Source organism: Arthrobacter sp. 05N428_2 (assembly GCF_056397065.1).
In genome coordinates, this window is sequence record NZ_JBFTMR010000001.1 from 306,864 (window position 1) to 331,283 (window position 24,420).

A 24,420-nucleotide genomic window follows, 5' to 3' on the forward strand; every position below is an offset into this window, starting at 1 on the left:
TACCACCGCACTGAGCGCCGTGTGCCGGTCCCCGCCGGACGGCTGTCACCGGCTCCTACTTCAGCAACTGCACGACCGTCGTTTCCGTGAGGGCCGGATCGGGTGTCGGATCTCCGTAGATTTCCCAGCACAGCCCGGCGGCCTCCCTTCGATTCGCCGCCATCCACTCGGTGATCGCGGCGTATGCCTCGTTCAAGCGATGGTATGGCCCACGGTGGACTGCCACTGCGGCCTCGCCCCCAGGCGTTTCGGTCGCATACACGTCGGCCACCGTTTCAAAGGTGCAGGTGACTTCGACGCCGAATTCGCACAGAATGGGCGCGTCCGGCACGTTCGAGTGGTGATAGACGAAGATGTTGTGGCCTTCCGTCCACAGACCCGGTTGGCTGCGAATGAAGTCCCAGACCTTGCCCACCGCAGGCCCCCATGCCGAGCCGACTTCAGCGGGTGCGACCTCGCGGCGGACGGCGGCCAGCGTGCGAGGGCGAACAATCTGCACGTCGACGAGCACGGTCATGCCGCGATAGTACATCGCAGGGGGCCGGCGGACTTCGTTTCGAGCGGCCCGCACCGAGACGGATTCCCTCAGTCCCTGCCAGGGTCGGCGCCCCCGGGCCTGCCGGGGTTCGGGGGTAGGCTGTGTCCCACGTCACTAAAGGAGACCCGATGAGCTATAAATACCGGACCGTCAAGGTCCGCGGCACGGACCTGGTCGGCACGATTGCGCGCAGGCACGGCGGTGCGCCCGAAATCTACGAGACCTCGAAGGACCCGAGCACCTCCGTGGTTCCGGTGTTTTTCCCGGACACCGGCGAGATCCGCTTCTTCGACCGGTCGGTGCTGGAGGACGTTGCCAGCCCGGCCGGGTAGCGGGACCTGGGGCCCCCGGACCCTCGTGGCCGGTCTGCCGACGGCGAAAGGAAGCGGCCCTGACTAGGGCGGGGCGTAGGGTGGAAGCCGGACGAAAGGAGCACTTCATGAAGAAAATTCTCATGGTACTGACCAGCGTTTCCGAGATCGGCGATACGGGAGAGAAGACCGGCTATAACGTGGCCGAAGCTGCCCATCCCTGGAAGGTTTTCAAAGATTCCGGGCACTTCGTCGACTTCGCGTCCATCCAGGGCGGCCAGCCCCCGCGCGACGAGGTGGACCAATCGGACCCTATCCAGGTCGCCTTCACGGAGGACGAGACCACACGGGCTGGCCTCTACAACACTGCCCGCGTCGACGTCGTTGATCCCGATCAGTACGACGCCGTCTACCTGGTGGGTGGGCACGGCACCATGTGGGACTTCCCGGACAGCGAAGGCCTGCAAAAGCTCGTGGCCAGCGTCTACAACGCCGGCGGCCTGGTGGGTGCGGTCTGCCACGGACCGGCTGGCCTGCTGAAGGTGGAATTGGAGAACGGGCTTCGCCTCGTCGAGGGCCGCAAGGTGGCCGCCTTCACCAACGACGAGGAGGTTGCCGCCGGGAAGGACAAGGTCATTCCGTTCTTCTTGGCCGACCGGCTTGAAGAACAGGGCGCCACCCACGTCTCCGCCGATGTCTTTGAGGAGAAGGTCGTGGTTGACGGCCGGCTGGTGACCGGACAGAACCCGGCCTCTGCCGCCGGCGTGGCGAAGGAGATGGAGAAGCTCTTCGCGGAGGTCATCCACCGGGAAAAGGCCGAGGAGCAGCACGAGGCGGAAGCTGTGCGCGTCGAGAAGGACGCCGAGAAAGACGCTAAAAAGGCTGCCGCAGAAGCGGAGCACTAACGTCCGCAACGTGCTGAAACTGGCGGCCGCCCCAGCGGGCGGCCGCCAGTTGGCGTACGGGTAGCCACGGCCCCTCGGTGGCTGCCCCGCAACCAGTCAGGCGCGGCCGGCCACCAATTTCATCATTTCCCGCGAGAACGCGGCTAGGTCCATCGGCCATCGCGAGGTGACGAGATTCCCATCGACTACGACGTCCGCATCTTCCCAGGTGCCGCCGGCCTGGGTGATTTCGTCGGGCACGCCGTCTCCCCAGTACGAGGTGAGCCGCCGACCCTTCACAAGGTCCGCAGAAACCAAGAGATAAGGTCCATGACAGATTGCGGCCACGGGTTTGTTGGCGGTAAAGAATGAGCGTGCGATTTCCACCGCGTGAACGTTGTTCCGAACCGTCGTGGGTGCACCGTCCGGTTTGCCGCCGGGCAAGACGAGAAGGTCGTACTCGTCAGGATCGATCTGGTCGATGCGCTTTTCTGCGAAGACGTAGTACCAGTTACTCTCGCCGGTAATCTTGCCCTCTTCCGGGGCGGCGATGTCGACTCTCCACCCGGCTTCGACGAGGCGGAAGAGCGGAACGTACAATTCCAGATCTTCAAATTTGTCTGCGGAGAGGACCAGAGCTTTTCCAGCGCCGCCATTGACGGCCGGCGGGACTTTGCCATATTCCGGGACTGCCATACCGCCATTCTAGGCGCGGCGTCAACGGGGCCGCAGTGCGATTTTCCAGATGGGTTTTCGTCGTGGCCGAGGACGGAAGTGGAGGGGCCGCCTGAAGCTTTGGGTCGGATAGTTTTTGGAGCAACCACGCCCGAAGCAGCCATCGCCGACTGACAGTGCCATGCGGAATCCTACGGACGCAGAACAGGACGGGTCCACCAAATGGAGGGTTTGGAGGCGCCGTCGGTGCCGTGTCCGTTTAGGTCGAAGCCGGCCAGTCGGAGCCGACGTCGCGCCAGGCCCGGTCGATGCCTTCCAAAGCCGCAGCCGGAAGCGGGCCGTTGCTGGCCGCTGTGATGTTCGAGCGCAGGTGGGCCAGTTTGGCCGTGCCGGCAATTGCGGTGTGCACACCGGGCGCGTACACCGTGAAACGCAGGGCGAACTCTGTCCAATCCAGGTCTGCCGGGTCCAGTTGGAGTGCCTGAAGCCGTTCCCAATAGAGTTCAGCGTAGTTCCCGCTCGGTCGCTCGAGGAACCGCCACGGCGCGTTCGCGATCGGGCGCTTGGCGATCACTCCCAGTTCGGGCCGCCGGCGCAGAACATTTCGCAGATTCCACTGATCAGCGATGTTGACGCTCGTTTCAATGGCACCGAACCGGCCGGAATCGACAGCGAATGCGAGCGGCTCGTTGTCTCCGCTGTAGCCGGCGACGCCAATCTTGCCGGCCGCGACTGCCTCATCCAGGGTGTCCTGCAGGTCTCCTCGCCGCAGAATCTCAAGCGGGCAGGAGTGCAGATAAAAGATGTCGATCCGTTCCGACCGGGTCAACCGTAAGGAACGCTCAATACTTGCCAACACGCCCTCCGGCGACCAATCCCGTTGACCGTCGATCTTCGGGCCACCCTTGGTGGACAGCACGAACTCGTCCCGGCGTCCGCCGAGGTGCCGACCGATACGCTCTTCGCTCAACCCGTAGCTGGCGGCGGTATCGATCAACGTCACGCCCAGATCCAATGCCCCGTTGAGCACCTCGGCGGCTTCGGCCTCGGTGACATCGCTCTCGCCAATTTGGCCGGCACCTAGCCCCACGATGGAGACCTCCAAACCAGTGTCCCCAAATGTCCTTCGCTCCAGCATGCCCTCACTCCTCATCTCATAACCGCCCGCGCCCTCATATACATTTCACCGTCGTCGCGCAGTAACGGCGCGAAGACGGCCCCCGTCGATGCCGCCCTCGTATTGAGATCGTCGGCAGATTTCGGAATTACTGAACCCTTCGATAGCTCACCTCAGTTCCTCCCCCGTAGGCTGCAGCTGGGCCCACCACAGGAACTCGCCCGCGTGCGGGCGGTGAACGAAGCCGTCGCCGGCGAGCCCTGCGAGCAAGTCATTGCTCTGCACGATCTGGTGGCCGATCCTAGCGCGATCGTAGGGCGGCAGGTCGAGGCCGTAGACATCCCTGGCCGCGATCGATTTCTGCTCATAGGTCAGGAGGGTCAGGAACCGCTTGGGGTACACGACCGAGAGCACCTTCGAGAGCAGCAGTTCCTTGAATCCCGGGAACGAGAAGCTGAGCTTCCCGTTGATCAAGTCGGTGAGCCGGTCCTCCAGAGGCTTGCCGGTCCCGCGCAGCAGGTAGTCCACCACCTGCCGGACCTGGGCTGCGCCATACCCGGGCTTCTCGTCGAAAGCGGTAAGGAAGGTGGACTGGATCCCGAGGTTGGAACCGCTGGTGTCCTTCCCGAATGCACGCAAGTCAGCGGGGTCAGCGGCGGGAAGGCCCTCTTCGCTGAAGATGTGCCGGTACTTTGCCCAAAAGGTCGGCACGCGCGGATCGAGCCCGGCGTGCTCCTGGCTCAGGAATGCTGGCTTGAGGCGCTCGGCGCGTGCCATCAACTCGGGGGACGCCTGGTCCGCCGTCGGCATGGGACGAGGGGGCGGCTGTGCGGTCACAGGCGCAAAGCCCAGCCGGGCCTCCGCGTGCACGCATACGTAGTCGCAGTCCGGGCATCGGGTCTTCTGGCGACCGTCGGGGAGCACTTCGAGCACCTTGACGTCCTCGTGGCCAGTGTCCAACGGGCACATCACGGGGACCATGGAAACCCCATCTCGCGATTACTCACGCCCGACTCTCGGGCTGGAGCTAGTCTAGGGCCGGGCCGGTGCCACCAGATGATTGCTGTGTGTCTGATCACCAGCAGGCACGGGCACACCGGTCCGAGCTGCCGCACACATGGTACGCAGAGGGCCGATCCATCCCGGGGCCTTGGAGAGCCTCACGCTACGCGCTTCACCGTCCTCGACGGCGAGCTCAAGGGACGTCCCTGCTGACTCTGCCCACGCGGATCACGCGAGGCAGTGCAAGGGGCGTCGACGTCGCCGGCACCGATGAACCTGACAGCCCTGGTTTTCTGGACCTTGATGCGGTGAACCGCGCCCTTGGTTTCGGTTATGTCCGTGCCTTTCCCGGATAGGGCTCAACGGGTCGAACTGTGACTCGCGAGCCCGCGCAACTGACCCACGCCGGATGAGGGTGCGAAGACCTAGGACGATCCGATGCAATAATCTGGTCCGTGACATCGCTGCTGAAGACCATGACCCCCTATGAGATGACGGCGTCGTGGGCGGTGTGGCCGCCGTCCGAGTCGTACGCCCGGACCAGCGACATCTCCTTCCCTGTCGGAGATTTTGATGGGGTACTGCACGCCCGCTGCATCATTCTTGGCCTGAACCCCGGGGAGTCCTCTGTCGAGCGCAGGCCGTGGCAGAACTTTCACACGTCACCGCGGCACAACGATCACTTCCTCGCTGAGGCGTTTCGCGATACCCCACACTGGGGTGCCTACATGACCGACCTGCTCACCGAGGTCAACTCAAAGTCGAACACGCTCGATCTTAGCGCCGAGACCATCCAACGCGACGTCGTGGAGCTGGTGGAGCAGTTCCGGGCCTTGGGAACCATCGATCCGTTGGTTATTGTGATCGGCACAAAAACCGCGAAGGCCTTCAAGAAGCATGAGCCTGTCCTCGCGGCCGCGCTGGGCCTCCCTAGAATTCGTTGGGTCCCGGTGCCCCACTATTCGGCAGCAAACGGTCGTGTCCACGGGAACAGCCCCGACAAATACCGGCGGCTTGTCCTTGAAGCGCTGAAGGATGCTGACTCCACCCCTCTGGCCTTCGAGCTGTTCGGGAATGGCAACCCGATTTGAGAGCGGTACGCGCTGCACACCGAGTGCGGTCGCTGGCAGCCGCTCAGTTGGCAGCGTAGGCCTGACGGGTCAGTTCCTCAACCAGCGGCCAGTTGGCGGTTGAACTTATCCTCAGTTCAAGATCGCCCGTCCCGAAGTGTCCGATCTTGCTAACGTCCCGGCTGAAACCCTCCACCAGCTCCACTGACGCCGGGGGGAGCTTCAGGTACACCAGCAAGTTCTTTGATGTCGGGTGGACTTCCACGCAGGCGAAATTCTTCAGCCGGCGGAAGGCGAAGTAGAGAGAGCGTTCGTTCTTCACGACGTCATCACCCAGCGACAACGCAAACGTCTCGAACTTCTCGTAGAGGGACGCCAACTCAAGATCTGCCAACGCGAGCAGCTCGGTAACCGTTTTGGCCCGTGACGATTTCTTCCCTGGTGCCGCCTGGGCAGCAGACGCAGAGATGGAGGATGCTTTTCGCGTGGTAGCCGTTGTCTCTGTCGAAACTGACGTGACCAGTTCAATGGCCAGAAGGTCGGAACCGAAGTCCCGGTATCGGACAAGTTCAACATTCCGATCGATCTGCCGGACTGCATATTCGTCATAACGCGTGAAGTCGTTCGCGACGCAGATCAGCCGTGGTGCAGACCAGTCGATGTTCTCCGCTGTCGCGGCACCCAGCCGGGAGGCGACAAGGATCTGAAATTCTGCCTTGTGGTCCATGAGCCAGTCCAGATAGAAGAGCCCCTGATTGATGACGTTCTCAGTGGACGTCCGCTTGTACTCGAAGATCACGGGCGAGCCGTTCTCGTCCAGGCCCAGCGAGTCAATGCGGCCGCGGTGGACCTTGCCTGTCGTGTACTCGCTGGCGAGATACCTGACCCCGAAGGTGACCTCCATGTTCTCCTCAATAAGGGTCTGGAGATTTCTTTCAAGGGCGAAGCTGCGGGATGTGAGCTCGGAGGCTCGGCCGCCATCTATGCGGAACAGTTTGAGATCGGTCACGACCCAACTCTTCCACTCCTTCGTCCTGGCCCTGTACTCGCCACGTCGGGGAGAAAAACTAGTCCTTGGCTGTCCCAGCGAGTGGTGAACGCGCCGGCAGTCTACGAACTTTGAGGATGTTCCGCTTAATTCGCGTTTTTGATCAGGGCGTTCAGATCCGAATGTCTACCACGCGGAGGATGCACGATGCGGCCGTGATACTTCGAAATATGCACCAAAAATGCACCACGACAGCCCTAGAAATACAGAAAACCCCCGGTTTCCCGGGGGTTTTCATTGGCGGTGACGGTGGGATTTGAACCCACGTTGGCTTTGACACCAAACAACATTTCGAGTGTTGCACCTTCGGCCGCTCGGACACGTCACCAACCTGAATAGGGTACCGGAGCAAGGCACCGAACCCCAAAACGGGCTCGAGCCGCGTCCTGTCGCACGCTGCAAAACGGGCGCCTGGCCACGCCGCGGGCGCACGCGACTTCCCCCAGCCACCCGGCGGCACTAGATTCGTAAGCAAGATGAGCAACCCTAACGACACAAGCCAAACACCCGCCGTCGCAACCGCATACTGGACCGTAGGCCTGGAGAAGGGCGAACTCCGGCGCGAGGAACTGCCAGTGCCCGGCCCCGGCGAAGCCCTCGTGCGCTCGCTCTACTCCGGCATCAGCAAGGGCACCGAAATCGTGGTGCACAACGCCCGGGTCCCGGAATGCGTGGCCGAGGAAATGGCCGCCCCGCACCAGGTTGGCAGCTTCCCGTCGCCGGTGAAGTTCGGCTACCTCTCCGTCGGTGTGGTCGAAGACGGCCCGGCGGACTGGCTGGGCAAAACGGTCTTCTGTCTCCACCCGCACCAGGACCGCTACGTCGTCCCGATCGGATCCCTCACCGAGGTTCCGGACAATGTGCCCGCCCGCCGGGCCGTCCTGACCGGCACCGTGGAAACCGCCGTCAACGCCCTCTGGGAGGCCGGCCCCCGGCTCGGCGACCGCGTCGCCGTGATCGGCGCCGGACTGGTCGGCGGCATGGTCGCCCAGCTCCTGGGGACCTTCCCGCTGGGCCGGCTGCAGCTGATCGACGTCGACCCCGCCAAGCGCGCCTTCGCCGAGACCCTCGGTGTTGACTTCAGCCACCCCGACGACGCGCTGCCGGACTGCGACATCGTGATCCACTGCTCCGCCTCCCAGGCAGGCCTCGAACGCGCCCTGCAACTGGTGGGCGACGAGGGCGAAATCATCGAGATGTCCTGGTACGCGGACCGCAACGTCACCCTGCCGCTCGGCGAGGACTTCCACGCCCGGCGGCTCTCCATCCGCGCCAGCCAGGTTGGCGTCGTCGCCCGCGCCCGCCGCCACCGCCGCACCAACGCCGACCGGCTCAACCTTGCCGTCTCGCTGCTGGCCGACCCGGTCTTCGACACCTTCCTCACCGGCACATCCCCCTTCAGTGAGCTGCCCGACGTCGTCCATCGACTCTCCGACGGCAGCCTGGACGCGCTCTGCCACGTCATCGAATACCCTCCAGCCGAAGACCGCGCCCCAGCAACAGAAACCACGAGGTAATCCGTGTTCAGCCTGACCGTCCGCCGCAATTTCATGATCGCCCACAGCCTGCCGCGCCCCGCCTTCGGCCCCGCGCAGGGCCTGCACGGAGCCACCTTCGTCACCGAGGTGACCTTCCGCCGTCGGGCGCTGAACGAGGATTCGATCGTGCTGGACATCGGCGAAGCCGGCGACGTGCTGGACGCCATCCTGGCGGAGTTGAACTACAAAAACCTCGACGAGCACCCGGACTTCGCCGGCAAGCTGAGTACCACCGAGGCGCTCGCGCAGTACATCGCGGACGCCGTCGCGGCCAGGATCCGCGGCGGCCAGGACGGGCAGGCTTTGGCGGGCATCGACGTCACCCTGCGCGAGACCCCGGACGCCTGGGCCAGCTATTCGCTTGAGTTCGACGCCGGCTAGCAGCCCCGTGGAGGTCACCGCCCTGCGCCTCTTGCTGCCCGGCAACGTCCGCCACAACTCCGGCGGCAACGCCTACAACGCCGCCCTGGCCCGGGCTCTGGCGGCGCTCGGCGTGCCGACGGAGTCGTGCACAGTCGACGGCGACTGGCCGGTCGGCAGCCCCGACGACCGCCGGCGGCTGGGCCGGCTGCTCACCGAACCCGGCGACGCCGGGCGGGCCACGATCGTGGACAGCCTGGTGGCCTGCGGGGCGCCGGACGAACTGGAAGCCGCGGCCGCCGCCGGGGTGCCGGCCTGGATCCTGCTGCACATGCCCCTGGCCGGGCACCCGGAACGGCAACGCCGCGCCCTGCAGGCCGCGGCCGGGGTCATCTGCATCAGCCGCGGGTCCGCGGCGGAGGTGTGCAGGCTGCGCAGGACGCCGGGGAGGGATGAGCCGGGCGGCGTCGGGGTCGCGCTGCCGGGCACGGAACCCGCGCCGCTGGCCCCCGGTTCCGAGCCGCCGCACCTGCTGGCACTCGCCGCGCTGCTGCCCAACAAGGACCAGCTGCTGCTGCTGCGCGCGCTGTCCGGGCTCACCGACCTGGCCTGGACGGCAACCCTGGCCGGCTCGGACACCGCAGACCCCGCCTACGCCGCCCTGCTCCGGCAGGAGACGGAACGCCTCGGCCTGGCCGGGCGCGTCAGCCTGCCGGGGGAGCTGAGCGGGGCCGGGCTGGAGGCCGCATGGACCGCCGCCGACCTCAGCCTGCTGATTTCGCAGGCCGAAACCTATGGGCTGGTGGTCACCGAATCCTTGGCCCGCGGCGTTCCGGTGATCGTGCGGCAGGGCACGGGAGCCGTGGAGGCCCTCGCCGCCGGCACCCCGGGCTCCGCCGGCGCACCGGGCTCCGCCGGCGCACCGGGCTCCGGCGGCGCACCCTTTGCGTCAGCGCACCCCGAAGCCGCGGCCCCGCTGCCGGGCACCGCCGTCGCGCTCGCCGGGGACCCGGCGCCGCTGGCAGCCGTGCTTCGCCGCTGGCTTGCCGAACCGGAGCTGCGCGCCCAGTGGCGGGCCGCCGCCCGAAATGCTCGGATGCGCCTTCCCGGTTGGGACGCCACCGCGCGGGCCGTGCTGGCGATCCTCGGAACCGATGGCCCGGGGGAGCGGCGCGGCAAACGAAGCGTCCGGATCGATACCGCCGCCGGGGAAGCTGATGGAGAATGACCCCATGACGACCCAGCCCGCAACCGTGCAATTACCGCCCGCCGAGAGCCTCACGCCCGAGCGGCTGCGCGCCTGGTCCTGGCACCGGCAGGGCCTGGACGGATCGCTGGCCGGCAGTACGGCCGAACAGGTGTTGGCCGGGGCCGGCTGGGCCCGGTCCGTGGGCGGCGCCAACCCCTACCTCACACTTTTCGCCCGGGCCGGCATCCCGCGCGGGCAGGTGGACGCGGACGTCCTGGCCCACCGGGTTCTGGAACTCCCGACGGCGCGCGGTTGCACCTACGTGCTGGGCCGGGACGACTTCGCCTGGGCGCTTCGGCTGGGACAGGAGCCAGCCGAGGCCGGCTTCAAGGTGGTCGGCCGGCTCGGGGTGGAGCGCGGCGAAATTGCGCTGCTCGAGGAGCAGGTGCTGCACACCCTCACCGAAGCCGGGACGCCGCTGGACCCGCGGCGGCTCAAGGACGAACTCGGGGACTCGGTGCGCAACCTTGGCGAGGAGGGCAAGAAAAAGGGCGCCACCACCACGCTGCCCACCGCGCTGGGCATCCTGCAGGCGGACGGACGCATCCGCCGCGTCCCCGCCGGCGGCCGGCTGGACCAGCAGCGCTACGCATATGAGCCCTGGGGACTGCGGCCGAGCGAGCTCAGCGACGAGGAGGTGCGCGCCGAGCTGATCCGGCGCTACCTCGGCTGGACCGGGGGTGCCACCTTCAAGCAGTCGCAGTGGTTCACGGGCTTTACGGTCGCGCAGAGCAAGGCCGCGCTCGCCGACGTCGGCGCTGTGGAGGTTCCCACCGCTACAGCGGTTGCCGGGGGCGCCCCGCTCTGGATGCTGCCCGACGACGTCGAGCTGCTGGCCGCATTCGAAGAACCGGCTGAGGAGCAGATTCAGTTGCTCGCCGGGAGTGACTCGCTGGTGCTGCTGCGCCGCAACGCGGCCGAGCTGCTCGCTGAGGAGGACCAGGACAAGCCGGCGCTGGGAGCACTTGCGCTGCAGGCGGACCTGCCGGACCACCCGATCCTGGACCGTGGCCGGATCATCGGGCTGTGGCAGTACGACCGGGCCCGGGAACGGATCGCTGCCTGGGTCTTCGGCACGTCCACTCCGGCAGTGGCCCGGCGGATCGCGGAGGTGGAGGCGTGGATCAAGGAAGACCTGGGTGACTTCCGTGCCTACAGCCTGGATTCGCCGGCGTCACGGCAGAAGCGGATCGATGCGCTGCTGGCGTCCTCGACGGCCACGGCCGAACGGTAGCCCGGCGATATTTACGCCTCAGCCGCCGCGGTGGCCGGCAAAGAAGTCCCGGAGCAGGGTCCCGCACTCCTGCTCCCGGACGCCCGCGTACACTTCCACCCAATGGTTGAGCCGGCGTTCGCGGAGGATGTCGAACACGGAGCCGGCGGCCCCGGCTTTCTCGTCCCAGGCGCCAAAAACCACGCGGGGGATGCGGGCCAGTACCACGGCGCCGGCGCACATGGCGCACGGCTCCAGCGTGACCACCAGGGTGCAGTCCGCCAGCCGCCAGCCGTCGTCGCCCTGGCCCTCCACCGCGTGCCGCGCCCGGAGCCGGGCGGCCGCCGCGCGGATGGCCACCATCTCGGCGTGCGCCGTCGGGTCCCCGAGCGCCTCGCGCTCATTGCGCCCGGCGCCGAGCACCGAACCGTCCGGTCCGATCACGACGGCGCCGATCGGCACGTCCGCGGTTGCCAGGGCCCGACGGGCTTCGGCGAGGGCCAGGCCCATCCATTCGGCATGGCGTGGCTCCGGGGTAGTCATGGCTCAATGATAGTTTCGACGCTATGCATCCTAAGCACACTGCGCACCGTAGCCGGGCGCACCTGGAAGTCGGGAGACGGCAATGAGCACCAGGACTGAGAGTTGGCTGATGCGGCGCTGGGGCCGTTGGGTGGTGCCCTACGCCGCCTTGTGGATCACGATGCTCATTGGCGGCGTGGTGGTGGTGGTGCTGGCGCTGCTGAGCGCCGAAGTCTATGACAACGTCGTGGACTCCGCCGGGCTGGCGAACCTGGACAAGCCCACGCTGGCGTTCATGGAACAGCTGCGCAGCCCGGGCCTGGACTCGTTCGTCACCGGCTTCACCAACATCGGCGGCGGAATTGGGATGCCGATCCTGGCCAGCATCCTGACGGCGTTGCTGATCTGGGTCTCCCGGACCTGGCGCCCGCTGATCCTGATCGGAGGCGCAGCCGCCGTATCGGTCACGGCCACCGCGGTGGGCAAGAAACTGATCGGCCGGACGCGGCCGGACCACGCCGATGCGGTGCCGCCCTATGAGGACTCGCCGTCCTTTCCCAGCGGCCACACCCTGAACACCACGGTGGTGATCGGGCTCGTGGTCTATCTCGCCTGCCTGCAGGTGCACCGCACTGTGGCCCGGGTGGGTCTGATCACGGCCGGGGTGCTGTTTATTTTTGCGATGGGCATGAGCCGGGTCTTTCTGGGCCACCACTGGATGACCGATGTGATTATCGGCTGGGTGCTGGGGCTTGGCTGGGTGGGGATCGTGATTCTGGCCCACCGGCTCTTCCATGTGCTGCGGCACCGCGAACATGCCGGTCCCGCGCCGACGTTCGACAACGAGGTGCACCTGCAGGACGGTCTCGCGGCCGGCGGGGCAGCCGACGTCGATACCCGCGGTCCGGCGGGCGGTCCGCCGACCTCCGGGTGATAGTTTTGACCCATGCGCACTCTCGTTGTGGACCACCCGCTGGTCGCCCATAAGCTCACCGTCTTGCGGGACAAGAACACCCCGTCCCCGGTCTTCCGCCACCTCACCGAGGAGCTCGTCACGCTCCTGGCCTACGAGGCAACCCGGGATGTCCGCACCGAACCGGTGACCATCGAGACGCCGGTCAGCACCACCATCGGCACCGCCTTCACCAAGCCCACCCCGCTGGTGGTCCCGATCCTGCGCGCCGGGCTCGGCATGCTGGAGGGCATGACCAAGCTGGTCCCCACCGCCGAGGTCGGCTTCCTAGGCATGGCCCGCGATGAAGAGACCCTGGACATCATCACCTATGCCGAGCGCCTCCCGGAGGACCTCACGGACCGCCAGATCTTTGTCCTGGACCCCATGCTGGCCACGGGCGGCACGCTGCGCGAGGCGATCAAGTTCCTGTTCAAGCGCGGCGCCTCGGACGTGACGTGCATCTGCCTTCTGGCCGCCCCGGAGGGCCTGGCCAAGCTGGAAGAGGAGCTCTCGGACGCCAACGTGACCATCGTGCTGGCCTCGATCGACGAGAAGCTCAACGAGAAGTCCTACATTGTCCCCGGGCTGGGCGACGCCGGCGACCGCCTGTACGGCATCGCGGTCTAACTGCCGGAACAACACGCCGGTACGGGGTTCCGGCGGACGCCGTCGGGGTCTAGCCTGTGCCCATGGACTGGAAACTTGAACTCGTAATTGTCCCCGTGTCCGATGTGGACCGAGCCAAAGACTTTTATGTCAACAAGGTCGGTTTCAACGCCGACTACGACGAGCGCCCCTCGGAGGGCATCAGGTTCGTCCAGCTGACGCCGACTGGCTCGGGTTGCTCGATCGCGATCGGCGAGGGCCTCATCGACGCCCCGCCCGGCACCGCCCCAAGCCTGCAACTCGTGGTCAGCGACATCCAGGCCGCGCACCGGCAACTCAAGGACAACGGCGTGGACGTCAGCGACGTCGACATCAAGGACTGGGGGCAGTTCGTCTACTTCGCCGACCCCGACGGCAATAAGTGGGCCGTACAGTGCATCCCCGGCCGGCCAAACGGCTGACCGCCGGCACGACGGTCACCCGGGCGGTGCCGCGTCAGGCAGGCAAGAGGCCCCGGTTCCGGTGGATCCAGGGCCTCGCTGCGCGTCTCTGTCCGTGCCGGTTGTGCGGCTTAGTACCAGTTGTTCGCGTAATGGAAGTTCAGGGCACCGCACGGTGAGCCGTAGCGCTGCTGGACGTACTGCAGGCCCCAGTTGATCTGGGTCCGGTAGTTGGTCAGGTAGTCCGCTCCCGCGCTGGCCATCTTTTCGGCCGGCAGGGACTGAACCACACCGTAGGCGCCGCTGCTGGCGTTGGTGGCGGTTGTCCTCCAGTCGGACTCCCTGGTCCACAGCTTCTGCAGGCACTGCATCTCGCTGGCCGCCCAGCCGTGGACCGGCAGCTGCGCGGCGGCATAGGCCTGCGCGCCGGCGGGATCGTCGACGGCGACCGGCTGCGCCGGTGCGGGGGCCGGGGCGGGCGGAGCAGCAGGGGCCGGGGCGGGGGCCGCAGGAGGAACTGCCGGCGCGGGGGCTTCGGCGGGCCTGATCTCGGCGGGCTTGGCCTGGATGCTGGCCGGGGCGGATGACGCAGGCGTGTAGCTGCCGAGACGTTCAAGGTCCAGCGCCGGCTGCGACGCTTCCTTGGGGGCGGCGGCAGTGTGGGTTGCCGCGCCGGAGGCCTGGCCTGCGGCGCCGACCCCGAGCAGCACCGCGAACGCAGTGACTACGACGGCGGCGCGCTTGCCTTTGGACGGGGCGCCGGCGGCGGAGCGGGCACGCTTGCCTTTGGGAGCGGGCCGGGTCACGGCCGAGCGCTGGGCCGGTTCGGCGCGGTGGCGCGCGGCGTCGTCTTCGGACGTCTGTTTAGCGCCTTCTGGGCGCGTTTGTGCCTTAAAGTCAGTCATTGTCGCCTCTCAACGCCTACGGAGTTAGCTGTCGGGTTCGGATGCGAAATCCGGCCGCACGGAATTTCATCGTGGCGGCTTAACCCCAAGGGGTGCATGGATGCAGATGCCCGGGAACACTGGGTCCCCCGTCTCTGCCTGGTCCAGCGGAATCCGGCAAGCGGCAGAGTGTGGCGTCAGTCCGGATGTGCGGCCAGATTGACTGGCGCACCCTAAAACGGTACCTGACTTTCGACTAGAAGTCACATTTCGGTAACGACAAGTCCAGGCGGCGGTGTGGCGGCTTGCCCTGCGCGTGCCCTCCGAGTGCGCCGGCCCGGCCCGTTTCGACGCTTCCGTGCCCACCCTGTGCTGCCGAACAGCGAGCGGGCGCGGAACCGTCGAAACGGCGGCCGGGGCCCGTCCGCCTACCCGGCCAGCAGGTAGACGGTGGTCCCGCCGATGGTCTGGGCGGCGAAGTTGGCCGCCACCCATGAGGCAATCCGCGCGGCGTCGTCGGAGCCGCTTTGGCCCTGCATTGTGCGGCCGGCGATGAAGTAGTGGATCTTCCCGTCGGCAACGTACTGCTGGAACTGCGCGAGCGTCGGAGCCGGGTCGGTGCCGTTGAACCCGCCCACGGCCATCACGGGGAGTCCCGTCGCCAGCTGATAGCCGGCGGCGTTGTTGGATCCGACGACGGCGGCCGCCCAGGTGAAGCTGCCGGCGCCTGCCTGCAGCGCCGTCACAAGGGCCGCGGACGGTGTGGTGGCCCCGAGCAGGCCGCCCATTCCGCCGGCCCCGCCGCCGCCAGGGCCGCGCCCGCCGCCGCCAGGGCCGCGCCCGGCGCCGTTCGCCGTGCCGTTGGAGTTCACTCCGGGGCCGCCGCCAAACCCGCCGTTGCCGCCGAAGACCGCCGGGAACCCTGCGCCGCCCCGGCCGGACACGGCCGGACCGGCGCTGACGATCGAGCCGCTCTGGGCCGTCGCCGCGGTGGACAGCGAGTACGCCAGCGGCCCGGCGAGGGCAGCGCCCACCGCGAGCACCGCCGTCGTGCGCGTCATGATCCCCGATGCTGCCGGGACGCCACGCCTCAGCGCCGTCGCCCTGAAGCCTGGCGCCGCCGCGGCCAGCACCGCGCCGGCCGCGGCGAGCGAGCCCAGCAGGACCACCCAGCGCAGCCAAGGCACGAAGGTCGGCGTGCGGCCGAGCAGGGCGGCGCCCATGACCCCGGCCGCCACGACAGCGACGGCGAGCAGCGCGGCGGCCACGGGCTGGTCCCGCCGCTGCCAGAGCAATACCCCGCCCAGGCCGGCGAGCCCCGCGATCCCGGGCGCCAGCGCCACCATGTAGTACGGGTGGATGATCCCGGCCATGAGGCTGAACGTCAGCCCGGTGACCGCCACCCAGGAGCCCCAGATAATCACCGAGGCCCGCACGGCGTCGGTCCGCGGTGCCAGCCTTCCGAGCCACAGCAGCCCCGCGCCGAGCAGCAGCACCGCCGGCAGCAGCCAGGCGATCTGGCCGCCGAACTCGCTGTTGAAAAGCCGGAAGAGCCCGGGCGTGCCCCAGCCGTTGCCGCCGCCCACGCTCCCGGTTTCGTCGCCGCTGAGCCGGCCCAGGCCGTTGTAGCCGAGGGTAAGCTCGAGGATGGAGTTGTTCTGGGAGCCGCCGATGTACGGGCGGTCCGCCGCCGGGATGAGTTCGACGGCGGCCAGCCACCAGCCGGCCGCGACGGTCATCGCCCCGCCCGTGGCGAGCAGGTGCAGGAGACGTTTGCCCAGCCCGACCGGTGCCGCGACCAGGTAGGCCAGGGCGAAGCCGGGGACAACCAGCAGCACCTGCAACTGCTTGGTGAGGAAGCCAAAGCCCAGGAGCGCCCCGGCCAACAAGAGCCAGCGCAGGCGCGCGTCCTGGATGGAGCGCAGCACGGCGTAGGCGGCCGCGGTCATCAGGAGCACCAGCAGGGCGTCCGGGTTGTTGAACCGGAACATCAGCACGGCCACCGGGGTCAGCGCCATGACGGCACCGGCGAGCAGCCCCGCGCGGTGCGCCAGCCGGGCGTCGGCCGTGGCGGGGGCCGCGGCCCGGCGGACGGCCACGTAGACCAGCCAGACGGTGCCGACACCCATGATGGCCTGCGGGACCAGGATGCTCCATGAGCTCAGGCCGAAGAGGCGCACGGAGAGGCCCATCACCCACAGCGACGCCGGCGGTTTGTCCACGGTGATGGCGTTGGCGGCGTCGGAAGAGCCAAAGAACCAGGCCGTCCAGTCCTGCGAACCGGCCTGGGCCGCAGCGGAATAGAAGGCGTTGGCCCAGCCGGAGGCACCGAGGTTCCACAGGTACAGCACGGCAGTGCCCAACAGCAGCGCCGCCAGTTCCAGCCGCAGGCGCGGGCGCCGGGCGCCGGACCCGCGGGCGCCGGCGGCTGGCTGTGCCTGCAGGACAGGCGCGCCCGGCGGGCCGGACGCGGGCTGGGCCTGCGGGGCTGGCACGTGTGGCGTCTCCGCGGTGCGGGGATTCAGGGTGTCGGTCATGGCGCCCTAGACCCCCAGCTTGTAGACCGTGGCGGTGCCGACGGTCTGGGCCTGGTAGTTGGCAGCGACCCAGGTGGCGACCTCAGAGTTGCCGCCGCGGCCGCCGAAGCCGCCCATGCCGCCGGCGGAGATGAAGTAGCCGATATCTCCGCGGCTCACCATGGCCTGGAACTGCGCGAGCGTCGGGTAGGGGTCGCCGCCATTCCAGCCGCCGAGCGCGATCACGCTGGTGCCGCTGGCGAGTTCCAGGCTCGCCGCCTGGGTGGCGCCGGAGACAATCGCAGACCATTTGGCACCGGAGGACTTCAGCAGTGCGGTCAGCTCCGGCGACGCCGTTCCCTCGCCCGGCCCGCCCGCTCCGCCGCCCCGGGCCGCGGCGGTGCCGCCGAACACGCGGTCGCCGCCGGTCCTGCCGGCTGCCCCGAAACCGCCGCCCATCGCGGACCCGGTGGGCCCGGATGTCGGGATCGAACCGGAGTGCGGCTGGGCCGCGGTCGCCAGCGTCCAGGCGGTGCTTCCCAGCCCGCAGGCCAGCAGGGAAAGGATTACGACGCCGGCCGCGGCGGCCTTGCGGAGCCGGGCCGGGAGCGCCGCCAGACCGTCAACCCGCAGCAGCAGCGCCGCAGCGGCCAGCACGCCCAGCACGCCGGCGAGGACCCGCAGCCCGGGAAGCCAAGCCGGGTCGCGGCCCAGCAGGACGGCGGACCAGACCGAGCTGGCCAGCACCGTCACTGCCAGGACAATTCGGGCCGGCCAGTACGCCCGGCCGCGCCACAACTCGACGGCGCCGATGCCCACCAGGGCAGCGACCGCTGGAGCAAGCGACACGGCATAGTACGAGTGCACGGTGCCGCTCATGAAGCTGAAGATGCCGGCCGTGACAACCAGCCAGCCGCCCCACAGCAGGAGCGCCGCACGGGTCCGCGAGCCGCGGGCCTCGCGCCGGGTGAACCACAGTCCGGCCAGCAGCAGGATCAGCGCAGCCGGCAGCAGCCAGGACACTTCGCCGCCGAAACTCGTCCCGAACATCCGGGCAATCCCGGCCGTGCCACCGAAACCGGCGTTGCCGTTGCCGCCCGGGCCGCCGGCGTTGCCGCCGCCGGGCATTCCCCCGCCGGATCCGGTGATCCGGCCCAGGCCGTTGTAGCCGAAGGTGAGTTCCAGGAAGCTGTTGGTTTGCGAACCCGCCATGTAGGGCCGGGCGGAGGCCGGCGTCAGCTGGAACAACGCGACGTAGCTGCCCGCCACGACGGCGATCCCGGCGGCCGCGCCCAGCAGGTGCAGGAGCCGGCGGCCGAGGGTGGTCGGCGCCGCCCACAGGTAGGCCAGGGCCAGGCCGGGCACGATCAGGAAGCCCTGCAGCATCTTGGACAGGAAGGCCAGGCCGATCACCGCACCGGCAGCGGCGAGCCATTTCCAGCCGGCCTTCTCGATGGCGCGGGTGGTGAGGTAGGCGGCCAGCACCAGGCACAGGGTCAGCATGGCATCCGGGTTGTTGAACCGGAACATCAGGGCCGCCACGGGGGTCAACGCCAAGGCGCCGCCGGCCAGCAGACCCGCGGCCGGACCGGAGACACGCTTGACGGTCAGGTACAGGAGCCCGACGCCGGCGACTCCCATCAGTGCCTGGGGGATGAGCATGCTCAGTGCCGAGAAGCCGAAGATGCGTCCCGCGAGGGCCGGGATCCAGAACGCCGCCGGAGGCTTGTCCACGGTGATGGCGTTGCCGGCGTCGAGCGAGCCGAACAGCAACGCGGTCCAGTCCTTGGTTCCGGCCTGGATCGCCGCCGCGTAGAAGGAATTGGCGTAGCCGGTGGCCTGCAGATTCCACAGGTACAGCACCGCGGTTACACCCAGCAACAGGGCTGCCGACGGGCGCACCCACCGCGGCTGCGGTCCGAACAGCAGGCGCTCGCGGCGTCCCTGGGGAATGGGTGGCCGCGGAGTTGCCGGGCGGCCCGCGGTCGGACGTTCCGCCGTCGCGGTGGTGCCGGGTGCCCAGGCGGGCGTTGGCTGGGCCCCGGGGGTGGGGCTGATGGTGGCGGTCATTTACTTGGCCGTTTCTGTGTGGGGGAGCGAAGCGTCGGCGGCGTCGGGCACCGGCAGGCCGGAGTCGGTCCGGCGCCCGAAGACCACCAGCCGGAAGAGCAGGAACTTGACGGCGGTGGCGGCAAGGTTGGCTGCGGTGACCATGGCCAGTTCCACCCAACGGTCGGGAGTCCCGCCGGATGCGTGGACCAGCAGGAGCGCCCCCGAGGTCAGGGCCAGTCCGATTCCAAAGACCAACAGACCTTCAAAGTGGTGGCGGACCGCCTGGCTGCTGCCCTGGATGCCGAACGTGAAGCGCCGGTTGGCCGCGGTGTTGGCCACGGCGGTGGTGAGCAAAGCGAGGAAATTGGCCAGCTGCGGGTCCATGATGCCCCGGCAGAGCAGGAAGATCAGCAGGTACGCCAGGGTGGAGGCGACGCCAATGCTGCCGAAGCGGACGAGCTGCCCGAAGAGGCTACCGCCCGGACTTTGTTCCTGGCCGCGGGAGGAGGCTGGGAGCGGGCCGCGGGCCAGGGCCGCGCGCAGCTCGGGAACGGGAATGCGGCCGGAGACCAGGTCGCGGCTCAGCCGGGCCATGCCGCGCAGGTCCGCGAGGGCGGTCTGGACGATGTCCACGCTGGAATCCGGGTCGTCGGTCCAGTCCACCGGTACTTCATGGACCCGCAGCCCGCACTTCTCGGCCAGGACCAGGAGCTCGGTATCGAAGAACCAGGCGTTGTCCAGGGTGTGGGGGAGCAGTTGCCGCGCCACGTCCGCACGGATCGCCTTGAACCCGCACTGCGCGTCGCTGAAGTGTGCGCCCAGGAAGGAGTGCAGCAAGAGGTTGTAGCTGCGCGAGATGAACTCCCGCTTGGGCCCGCGGACCACCCGTGAGTTGCGGGTCAGCCGCGTCCCGATCGCCAGGTCGGAGTGCCCGGAAATCAGCGGGGCGAGGAGCGGGCCGAGCGCCGCCAGATCGGTGGACAAGTCCACGTCCATGTACGCCAGGACCGGCGACGGCGACGCGAGCCAGACCTTGCGCAGCGCGTTCCCGCGGCCTTTTTCGGCCATGTGGACCACGCTCACTTCGCGGAGCTCGCGGGCCACGCGCTCGGCGGTCTTAAGAGTGCCGTCGGTGCTGGCGTTGTCCGCCACGGTGATCCGGAACGGGTGCGGGAAAGAGTCGCGCAGGTAGGCGTGGAGCCGGCGCAGGCATGCTTCCAAGTCCCGTTCCTCGTTGAAAACCGGGATGGTGACGTCCAGCACCGGGGTGCCGGTTCGGGTGTCAACGGCAGAGCGCCGGCCGCCGCTGCGGGTCAGCGTGCCGAGCGGCACCCCGAGCGCGGCGGAATGCGCGCCGGCCAAATCCGGCGCGGACGCGGCGCGTCCGGTCGGATCCAATCCGGAGGCGGCGGGCGCCGCCTGACCGGCCGGCGCCGCCGTGGAGCGAAGCGGGGTTCCTGTGGCCTGGTCTGTGAATGTCATAGCTCAACTCTCCCGTCGTCCCATATGAGGGCGATGGGCTCAAGCTGTGTGCTGGCTGTGGAAGAGGGAGTCAGGGACTAGGCTCCGGCCGGACCGGCCGGTGCTGAAGGACCGGCTGCCGGTTCCGCGGGCGGTGCGGCAGGCAACCGGACGGCGAACTCCGTGCGGCCCGGGCGGGACGAAACCTCGACGGTCCCGCCGTGGGCCTCCACGATCGACTGGACGATGGACAGGCCCAGTCCGCTGGTGCCCTCGGAAGTCGGAACTCCCGCGGTGGCGCTCCGGCCGGCCCGACCGCGGGTGGTGGCGCCCGAACGTGGGGCCGCCGTCGTGCCCCCGGACCGTGCGCCCGCCGCCGCGACCGCGGGGAGCGCGGTGCGACCGTCCGCCGGGTTGGTGCGGGCAGCGTCGGCCCGCGCGAAGCGGGCGAAGATCCGCCCGATGAATTCCGGGGCAATGCCGGTGCCGTTGTCCGTGACCGTGACGACGGCGCTGCCGTCAGCCGAGCGCATGACGCCCGTGACCACCTTCGTGCCGGGCTCCGTGTGCTTGCGGGCATTGGACAGCAGATTGGCCAGCACCTGGTGGAGCTGGGTGGCGTCGCCGCGCACCACCACAGGTTCGTCCGGGAGCTCCAGCTGCCAGATGCGGTCCGGGGCCATGACTTTCTCGTCGCTCACGGTTTCGATCGCCAGCTGGGTGAGGTCGACGTCGTTGACCTTGAGCGCCTGCCCCTCGTCCAGGCGCGCCAGCAGCAGCAAGTCCTCCACCAAGGTGGTCATCCGCACGGACTGGCTTTGGACGCGGGCCAGCGACTTTTCGCCGTCGGGCGTGAAGTGTTCGGTCATCCGCATCAGCTCGGTGTAGCCGCGGATGGCCGTGAGCGGTGTGCGGAGCTCGTGCGAGGCATCGGCGACGAACTGCCGGACCTTCATCTCGCTCTCCTGCCGTGCCTCGAGGGCGTTGGAGACGTTGTCCAGCATCTGGTTCAGGGCGTAGCCGACGCTGCCCACCTCGGTTCCCGGATGCGCTGCCGACGCCGGGACCCGCACTCCCAGCGCCACCTCGCCGGCGTCCAGCGGGAGGCGGGAGACCTTGGTGGCCACCTCGGAGAGCTGTTCCAGCGGTTTCATGGTCCGGCGGATCAAGGCTGTGCCGGCGAGGCCGATCAGCACGAGCCCGCCCACGGAGACCACCACCATGGTCCAGACGAGCGAGGCCAGGGTGTTTTCCTTGTCTGCGAGCGGGAGCCCGGTGACAATGATGTCACCGTAGGGGGCCCGCACGGCTGTGAGCCGGTAGTCGCCGGCTGAGAGGGTCCGGTCCACGGGCCCACCGTTCGGGGAGAGCGCCAGCAGGACGGCGTTGTCATCGGGGGAGAGGCTCTGGCGGCTTGCGTCCCCGGCCAGGAAGCCTGCGCTGGCCACTCTGCCGGCAAGGAGCCGCGCGTTAAGCGTGCCAACGCCCTGCCCCCGGGCTTCGAGCGGGTCGGGGCGGCCGGCAGGGTCGCCGGATGGGGGCCGGCCGAACTCGCTCGAGCGGTGCGACGCCTCATTGAGCTGCCCATCAAGCTGCCGGGTGAGGAAATCGTTCATGGAGACGTAGCTGAACACGCCCACGGCGCCGCAGATGGCCACGAGCAGCGCCATGGCGACGAGGACCAGCCGGGTGCGCAGGTGCCACGTGGACGGGTTGCGCCAGTCGCGCCCTGGTGCGGGGGTCACGCCGGAAAGAGTGGGCACGGATCAGTCCGCCGGTTTCAGGACGTAGCCGGCACCGCGCACGGTGTGGATCATGGGCGCATGGTTGGCTTCGATCTTCTTGCGGAGGTAGGAAATGTAGAGTTCCACGATGTTCGCCTGGCCGCCAAAGTCATAGTCCCAGACCCGGTCCAGGATCTGCGCCTTGCTGATGACGCGTTTGGGGTTTTCCATCAGGTAGCGCAACAGCTCGAACTGGGTGGCCGTCAGGTGCAGTTCCTCGCCGGCGCGGGTGACGTCGCGGGTGTCGACATTGAGCACCAGATCCCCGACCACGAGTTCGGCGGTGTCCATCGCGGCCACCCCGGAGCGCTGGACCAGCCGGTGCAGGCGGAGCAGGACCTCTTCCATGCTGAACGGTTTGGTGACATAGTCGTCGCCGCCGGCGGCCAGGCCGGTGATACGGTCCTGGACGGCGTCCTTGGCCGTGAGGAACAGCGCCGGAACTTCGGGCGCGAACGCCCGGATCCGGCTGAGGAGTTCGACGCCGTCGAACCCGGGGAGCATGACGTCCAGCACCAGCACGTCGGGGCGGAAGTCCTTGGCCAGCTTGACTGCTTCGGGTCCGTCGGCCGCCACGGCCACGGACCAGCCCGCCATTCGCAGGCCCATGCTCATCAGCTCGGACAGGCTGGGCTCGTCGTCCACCACGAGGGCACGGATGGGGGAGCCGTCCGGATGCGTGAGCTGCGGAAGGTTGTTGGTCAGGGAGTGCGAATTGGCCATGGGACGACTCTCCGATCTGCCGGTTAGGCGCGGCTTTGGGGATCCTGTGCAGCACCTGTGAATCTCAGACTACCCAGCTGGATGTCCGTCCGGGAGCGCGCACGCCGGGGTGGGAAGGCGTAGGTCGGGCATTCAAAATTCCGCGGAACGTCACAGGCACGGACGACGGAGCGCACAGCCCCGCCACAGGATTGCCCAGCACTCTGGGGTGAATACAGATCCGTACCTGACAGGAGAAACACCATGAGCAGCCAGCATCCGGGAGCCGACAACCGGCCCGGTCCCGAACCCCGATCCGAGAACCCGCCGGCGCCCGTCACCGCACCCTACGCGGCGGAACCAACGCCCGGGCAGGCGCCCGGCCCGTATGCCGGGCAGGCGCCGGCCGCCGGTTGGGGCGCGCCGTATGCCCCCCACGAGCCCGGCCCCGCGCAGCCCGCCGCCGGCTGGGGCGCGCCTGGTGGCGCCTCGCGGGGACCTTCTGCCGACAAGCCGTGGACCCTCAAGCGGGGGCTCGCCGTCGGCGGCGCGGCAGCAGTTTTGGCCATCGGCGCCGGGGTCGGGGTGTATGCCTTCACCTCCAACTCGGCGGCAGCCAACGGCACCGCCGCCGCCGGAGCGGCGGCCGGCCATGGCCCGGGCGGCCAAGGCATGGGCACCCAGGGCATGCCCGGTTCTCCGCAGGGAGGCTCCGCCGGAGGGCGAGGCCAGGGCCAAGGCGGACCCGGGGGCTTCACCGCCGGCGGCATGGGCGGCGGCCTTTCCGCAGCCGTGCACGCCGAATACGTGATCCTCGAAGGGAGTACCTACACCACCATGGCGGAGCAACTGGGGACTGTGACCGAGGTAAGCGCGACGTCCGTCACGGTCAAGAGCAGCGACGGGTTCACGCGCAGCTACGGCCTGGGCAGCAATGTGGTGGTGAGCAACCTGGAGCAGCGGCGCCAGCAGGCCGGCGGCACGGGCACCCAGTTGAGCGTGGCGGACATCGTCGCTGGCGGTACCGTGCGGATCGTGGCAGCCAAGGACGGCTCGAACTACACGGCCTCGACCGTCATGGTTGTGGCCGCCACCGCCACCGGCCAATCCAACTGACGGCCCTCGCTCTACCCTCCTGAAACTACCTGTCACCGCGGAACGCCGCCGGGCTTTCCCGCCCGGCGGCGTGACCACTCCTTGGACAGCGGTGGCGGCGGAAAGCCAATATGACGATTCCGCAGGTTTCACCTACAGTGAATGATTTCGGGAGAGCACGCCAGTGTGGCGAACATTCTTCGGTTCAGTCCGGCAATTGTCGCCGCAGTCCGCAGAATGGCAGCGCTTTGTTCCATCGGTCAGAATTGTGATTTGCGCTACAATCGCGCTTTTCGTCTCACGATGCGGACATTGCGGTGCTTTGTTACTTGCAAGTTCTCTTTGTTACGTTGCACACTTCAATTGTGAACAAGAACTCAACAGCACCTGCAGCCGCA

The 24,420-nt window shown here is 68.3% G+C and carries 23 protein-coding genes, 1 tRNA gene and 1 riboswitch; of the genes, 11 read left to right on the forward strand and 13 right to left on the reverse strand.

Features of this window, described 5'->3' with window-relative positions; all coding sequences use genetic code 11:
- Positions 1–55 precede the first annotated feature (55 nt).
- Positions 56–517 carry a GyrI-like domain-containing protein gene (locus AC1DGI_RS01480; RefSeq protein WP_476897490.1) on the reverse strand — a complete coding sequence of 154 codons (462 nt, stop codon included), beginning with the start codon at positions 515–517 and terminating at the stop codon, positions 56–58.
- 149 nt (positions 518–666) lie between these two features.
- Here AC1DGI_RS01480 and AC1DGI_RS01485 point away from each other — a divergent pair, with 149 nt between their 5' ends.
- Both AC1DGI_RS01485 and AC1DGI_RS01490 read left to right on the forward strand, forming a co-directional pair.
- Entirely contained in the window at positions 667–870 is a 204-nt protein-coding gene (locus AC1DGI_RS01485) for a hypothetical protein (RefSeq protein ID WP_441400456.1), read from the forward strand.
- A gap of 107 nt (positions 871–977) precedes the next feature.
- Entirely contained in the window at positions 978–1,754 is a 777-nt protein-coding gene (locus AC1DGI_RS01490) for a type 1 glutamine amidotransferase domain-containing protein (protein ID WP_476897491.1), read from the forward strand.
- Between the two features lie 96 nt (positions 1,755–1,850).
- Here AC1DGI_RS01490 and AC1DGI_RS01495 read toward each other — a convergent pair whose 3' ends face one another.
- From AC1DGI_RS01495 to AC1DGI_RS01505, 3 genes are all read right to left on the reverse strand, one after another.
- Entirely contained in the window at positions 1,851–2,429 is a 579-nt protein-coding gene (locus tag AC1DGI_RS01495) for a type 1 glutamine amidotransferase domain-containing protein (RefSeq protein WP_476897492.1), read from the reverse strand.
- Between the two features lie 238 nt (positions 2,430–2,667).
- Positions 2,668–3,546 carry an aldo/keto reductase gene (locus tag AC1DGI_RS01500; protein WP_476897493.1) on the reverse strand — a complete coding sequence of 293 codons (879 nt, stop codon included), beginning with the start codon at positions 3,544–3,546 and terminating at the stop codon, positions 2,668–2,670.
- A gap of 147 nt (positions 3,547–3,693) precedes the next feature.
- Positions 3,694–4,497 (reverse strand): hypothetical protein, encoded by an 804-nt coding sequence (locus AC1DGI_RS01505; protein WP_476897494.1) that lies wholly within the window; start codon positions 4,495–4,497, stop codon positions 3,694–3,696.
- Positions 4,498–4,982: 485 nt separating this feature from the next.
- Here AC1DGI_RS01505 and AC1DGI_RS01510 point away from each other — a divergent pair, with 485 nt between their 5' ends.
- The gene (locus AC1DGI_RS01510; RefSeq protein WP_476897495.1) at positions 4,983–5,618 is read left to right on the forward strand and encodes a hypothetical protein; all 636 of its coding nucleotides are present in this window, start codon (positions 4,983–4,985) and stop codon (positions 5,616–5,618) included.
- A gap of 43 nt (positions 5,619–5,661) precedes the next feature.
- Here AC1DGI_RS01510 and AC1DGI_RS01515 read toward each other — a convergent pair whose 3' ends face one another.
- Both AC1DGI_RS01515 and AC1DGI_RS01520 read right to left on the reverse strand, forming a co-directional pair.
- A complete protein-coding gene (locus AC1DGI_RS01515) occupies positions 5,662–6,606 on the reverse strand; it encodes a DUF5655 domain-containing protein (RefSeq protein ID WP_476897496.1) in 945 nt (314 codons plus the stop codon).
- 277 nt (positions 6,607–6,883) lie between these two features.
- Positions 6,884–6,973, reverse strand: a tRNA-Ser gene (locus AC1DGI_RS01520).
- Between the two features lie 148 nt (positions 6,974–7,121).
- On the opposite strand from AC1DGI_RS01520, the gene AC1DGI_RS01525 reads away from it, so the two are divergent.
- From AC1DGI_RS01525 to AC1DGI_RS01540, 4 genes are read left to right on the forward strand one after another with little or no spacing between them, the layout of a single operon-like run.
- Positions 7,122–8,162, forward strand: a complete 1,041-nt coding sequence (locus tag AC1DGI_RS01525; RefSeq protein ID WP_476897497.1) for a zinc-dependent alcohol dehydrogenase — start codon at positions 7,122–7,124, stop codon at positions 8,160–8,162.
- A gap of 3 nt (positions 8,163–8,165) precedes the next feature.
- Positions 8,166–8,564, forward strand: a complete 399-nt coding sequence (locus AC1DGI_RS01530) for a 6-pyruvoyl trahydropterin synthase family protein (RefSeq protein WP_476897498.1) — start codon at positions 8,166–8,168, stop codon at positions 8,562–8,564.
- Between the two features lie 7 nt (positions 8,565–8,571).
- The gene (locus tag AC1DGI_RS01535) at positions 8,572–9,771 is read left to right on the forward strand and encodes a glycosyltransferase (RefSeq protein ID WP_476897499.1); all 1,200 of its coding nucleotides are present in this window, start codon (positions 8,572–8,574) and stop codon (positions 9,769–9,771) included.
- A 4-nt stretch (positions 9,772–9,775) separates the two neighbouring features.
- Positions 9,776–11,026: a DNA glycosylase AlkZ-like family protein gene (locus AC1DGI_RS01540; protein WP_476897500.1), complete on the forward strand. Its 1,251-nt coding sequence runs from the start codon at positions 9,776–9,778 to the stop codon at positions 11,024–11,026.
- Positions 11,027–11,044: 18 nt separating this feature from the next.
- Here AC1DGI_RS01540 and AC1DGI_RS01545 read toward each other — a convergent pair whose 3' ends face one another.
- Complete coding sequence (locus AC1DGI_RS01545) at positions 11,045–11,548, reverse strand: nucleoside deaminase (protein ID WP_476897501.1); 504 nt, start codon at positions 11,546–11,548, stop codon at positions 11,045–11,047.
- Positions 11,549–11,630: 82 nt separating this feature from the next.
- Here AC1DGI_RS01545 and AC1DGI_RS01550 point away from each other — a divergent pair, with 82 nt between their 5' ends.
- From AC1DGI_RS01550 to AC1DGI_RS01560, 3 genes are all read left to right on the forward strand, one after another.
- Positions 11,631–12,461 (forward strand): phosphatase PAP2 family protein, encoded by an 831-nt coding sequence (locus AC1DGI_RS01550; protein ID WP_441400873.1) that lies wholly within the window; start codon positions 11,631–11,633, stop codon positions 12,459–12,461.
- A gap of 12 nt (positions 12,462–12,473) precedes the next feature.
- Positions 12,474–13,109: a uracil phosphoribosyltransferase gene (gene upp, locus AC1DGI_RS01555; protein WP_441400872.1), complete on the forward strand. Its 636-nt coding sequence runs from the start codon at positions 12,474–12,476 to the stop codon at positions 13,107–13,109.
- 62 nt (positions 13,110–13,171) lie between these two features.
- Positions 13,172–13,549: a glyoxalase superfamily protein gene (locus tag AC1DGI_RS01560; protein ID WP_441400870.1), complete on the forward strand. Its 378-nt coding sequence runs from the start codon at positions 13,172–13,174 to the stop codon at positions 13,547–13,549.
- A 110-nt stretch (positions 13,550–13,659) separates the two neighbouring features.
- Here the strand turns inward: AC1DGI_RS01560 and AC1DGI_RS01565 are convergent, their stop codons facing one another.
- From AC1DGI_RS01565 to AC1DGI_RS01590, 6 genes are all read right to left on the reverse strand, one after another.
- Positions 13,660–14,433 carry an aggregation-promoting factor C-terminal-like domain-containing protein gene (locus AC1DGI_RS01565; RefSeq protein ID WP_441400868.1) on the reverse strand — a complete coding sequence of 258 codons (774 nt, stop codon included), beginning with the start codon at positions 14,431–14,433 and terminating at the stop codon, positions 13,660–13,662.
- Positions 14,432–14,602: riboswitch (cyclic di-AMP (ydaO/yuaA leader) on the reverse strand. It overlaps the preceding gene by 2 nt.
- 238 nt (positions 14,603–14,840) lie before the next feature.
- Complete coding sequence (locus tag AC1DGI_RS01570; protein ID WP_476897502.1) at positions 14,841–16,949, reverse strand: ArnT family glycosyltransferase; 2,109 nt, start codon at positions 16,947–16,949, stop codon at positions 14,841–14,843.
- Positions 16,950–16,955: 6 nt separating this feature from the next.
- On the reverse strand, positions 16,956–18,998 hold the full coding sequence (locus AC1DGI_RS01575) for a glycosyltransferase family 39 protein (protein WP_476897503.1): 2,043 nt from the start codon (positions 18,996–18,998) through the stop codon (positions 16,956–16,958).
- On the reverse strand, positions 18,999–20,462 hold the full coding sequence (locus AC1DGI_RS01580) for a bifunctional glycosyltransferase family 2/GtrA family protein (RefSeq protein ID WP_441401218.1): 1,464 nt from the start codon (positions 20,460–20,462) through the stop codon (positions 18,999–19,001).
- 77 nt (positions 20,463–20,539) lie between these two features.
- Positions 20,540–22,204 carry a sensor histidine kinase gene (locus AC1DGI_RS01585; RefSeq protein ID WP_476897504.1) on the reverse strand — a complete coding sequence of 555 codons (1,665 nt, stop codon included), beginning with the start codon at positions 22,202–22,204 and terminating at the stop codon, positions 20,540–20,542.
- A gap of 3 nt (positions 22,205–22,207) precedes the next feature.
- Positions 22,208–22,948, reverse strand: coding sequence for a response regulator transcription factor (locus AC1DGI_RS01590; RefSeq protein WP_441401214.1), 741 nt, complete (start codon positions 22,946–22,948; stop codon positions 22,208–22,210).
- Positions 22,949–23,191: 243 nt separating this feature from the next.
- Between AC1DGI_RS01590 and AC1DGI_RS01595 the strand changes: the two genes are divergently transcribed.
- Entirely contained in the window at positions 23,192–24,043 is an 852-nt protein-coding gene (locus tag AC1DGI_RS01595) for a hypothetical protein (protein ID WP_441401213.1), read from the forward strand.
- The last annotated feature ends 377 nt before the right edge of the window (positions 24,044–24,420 follow it).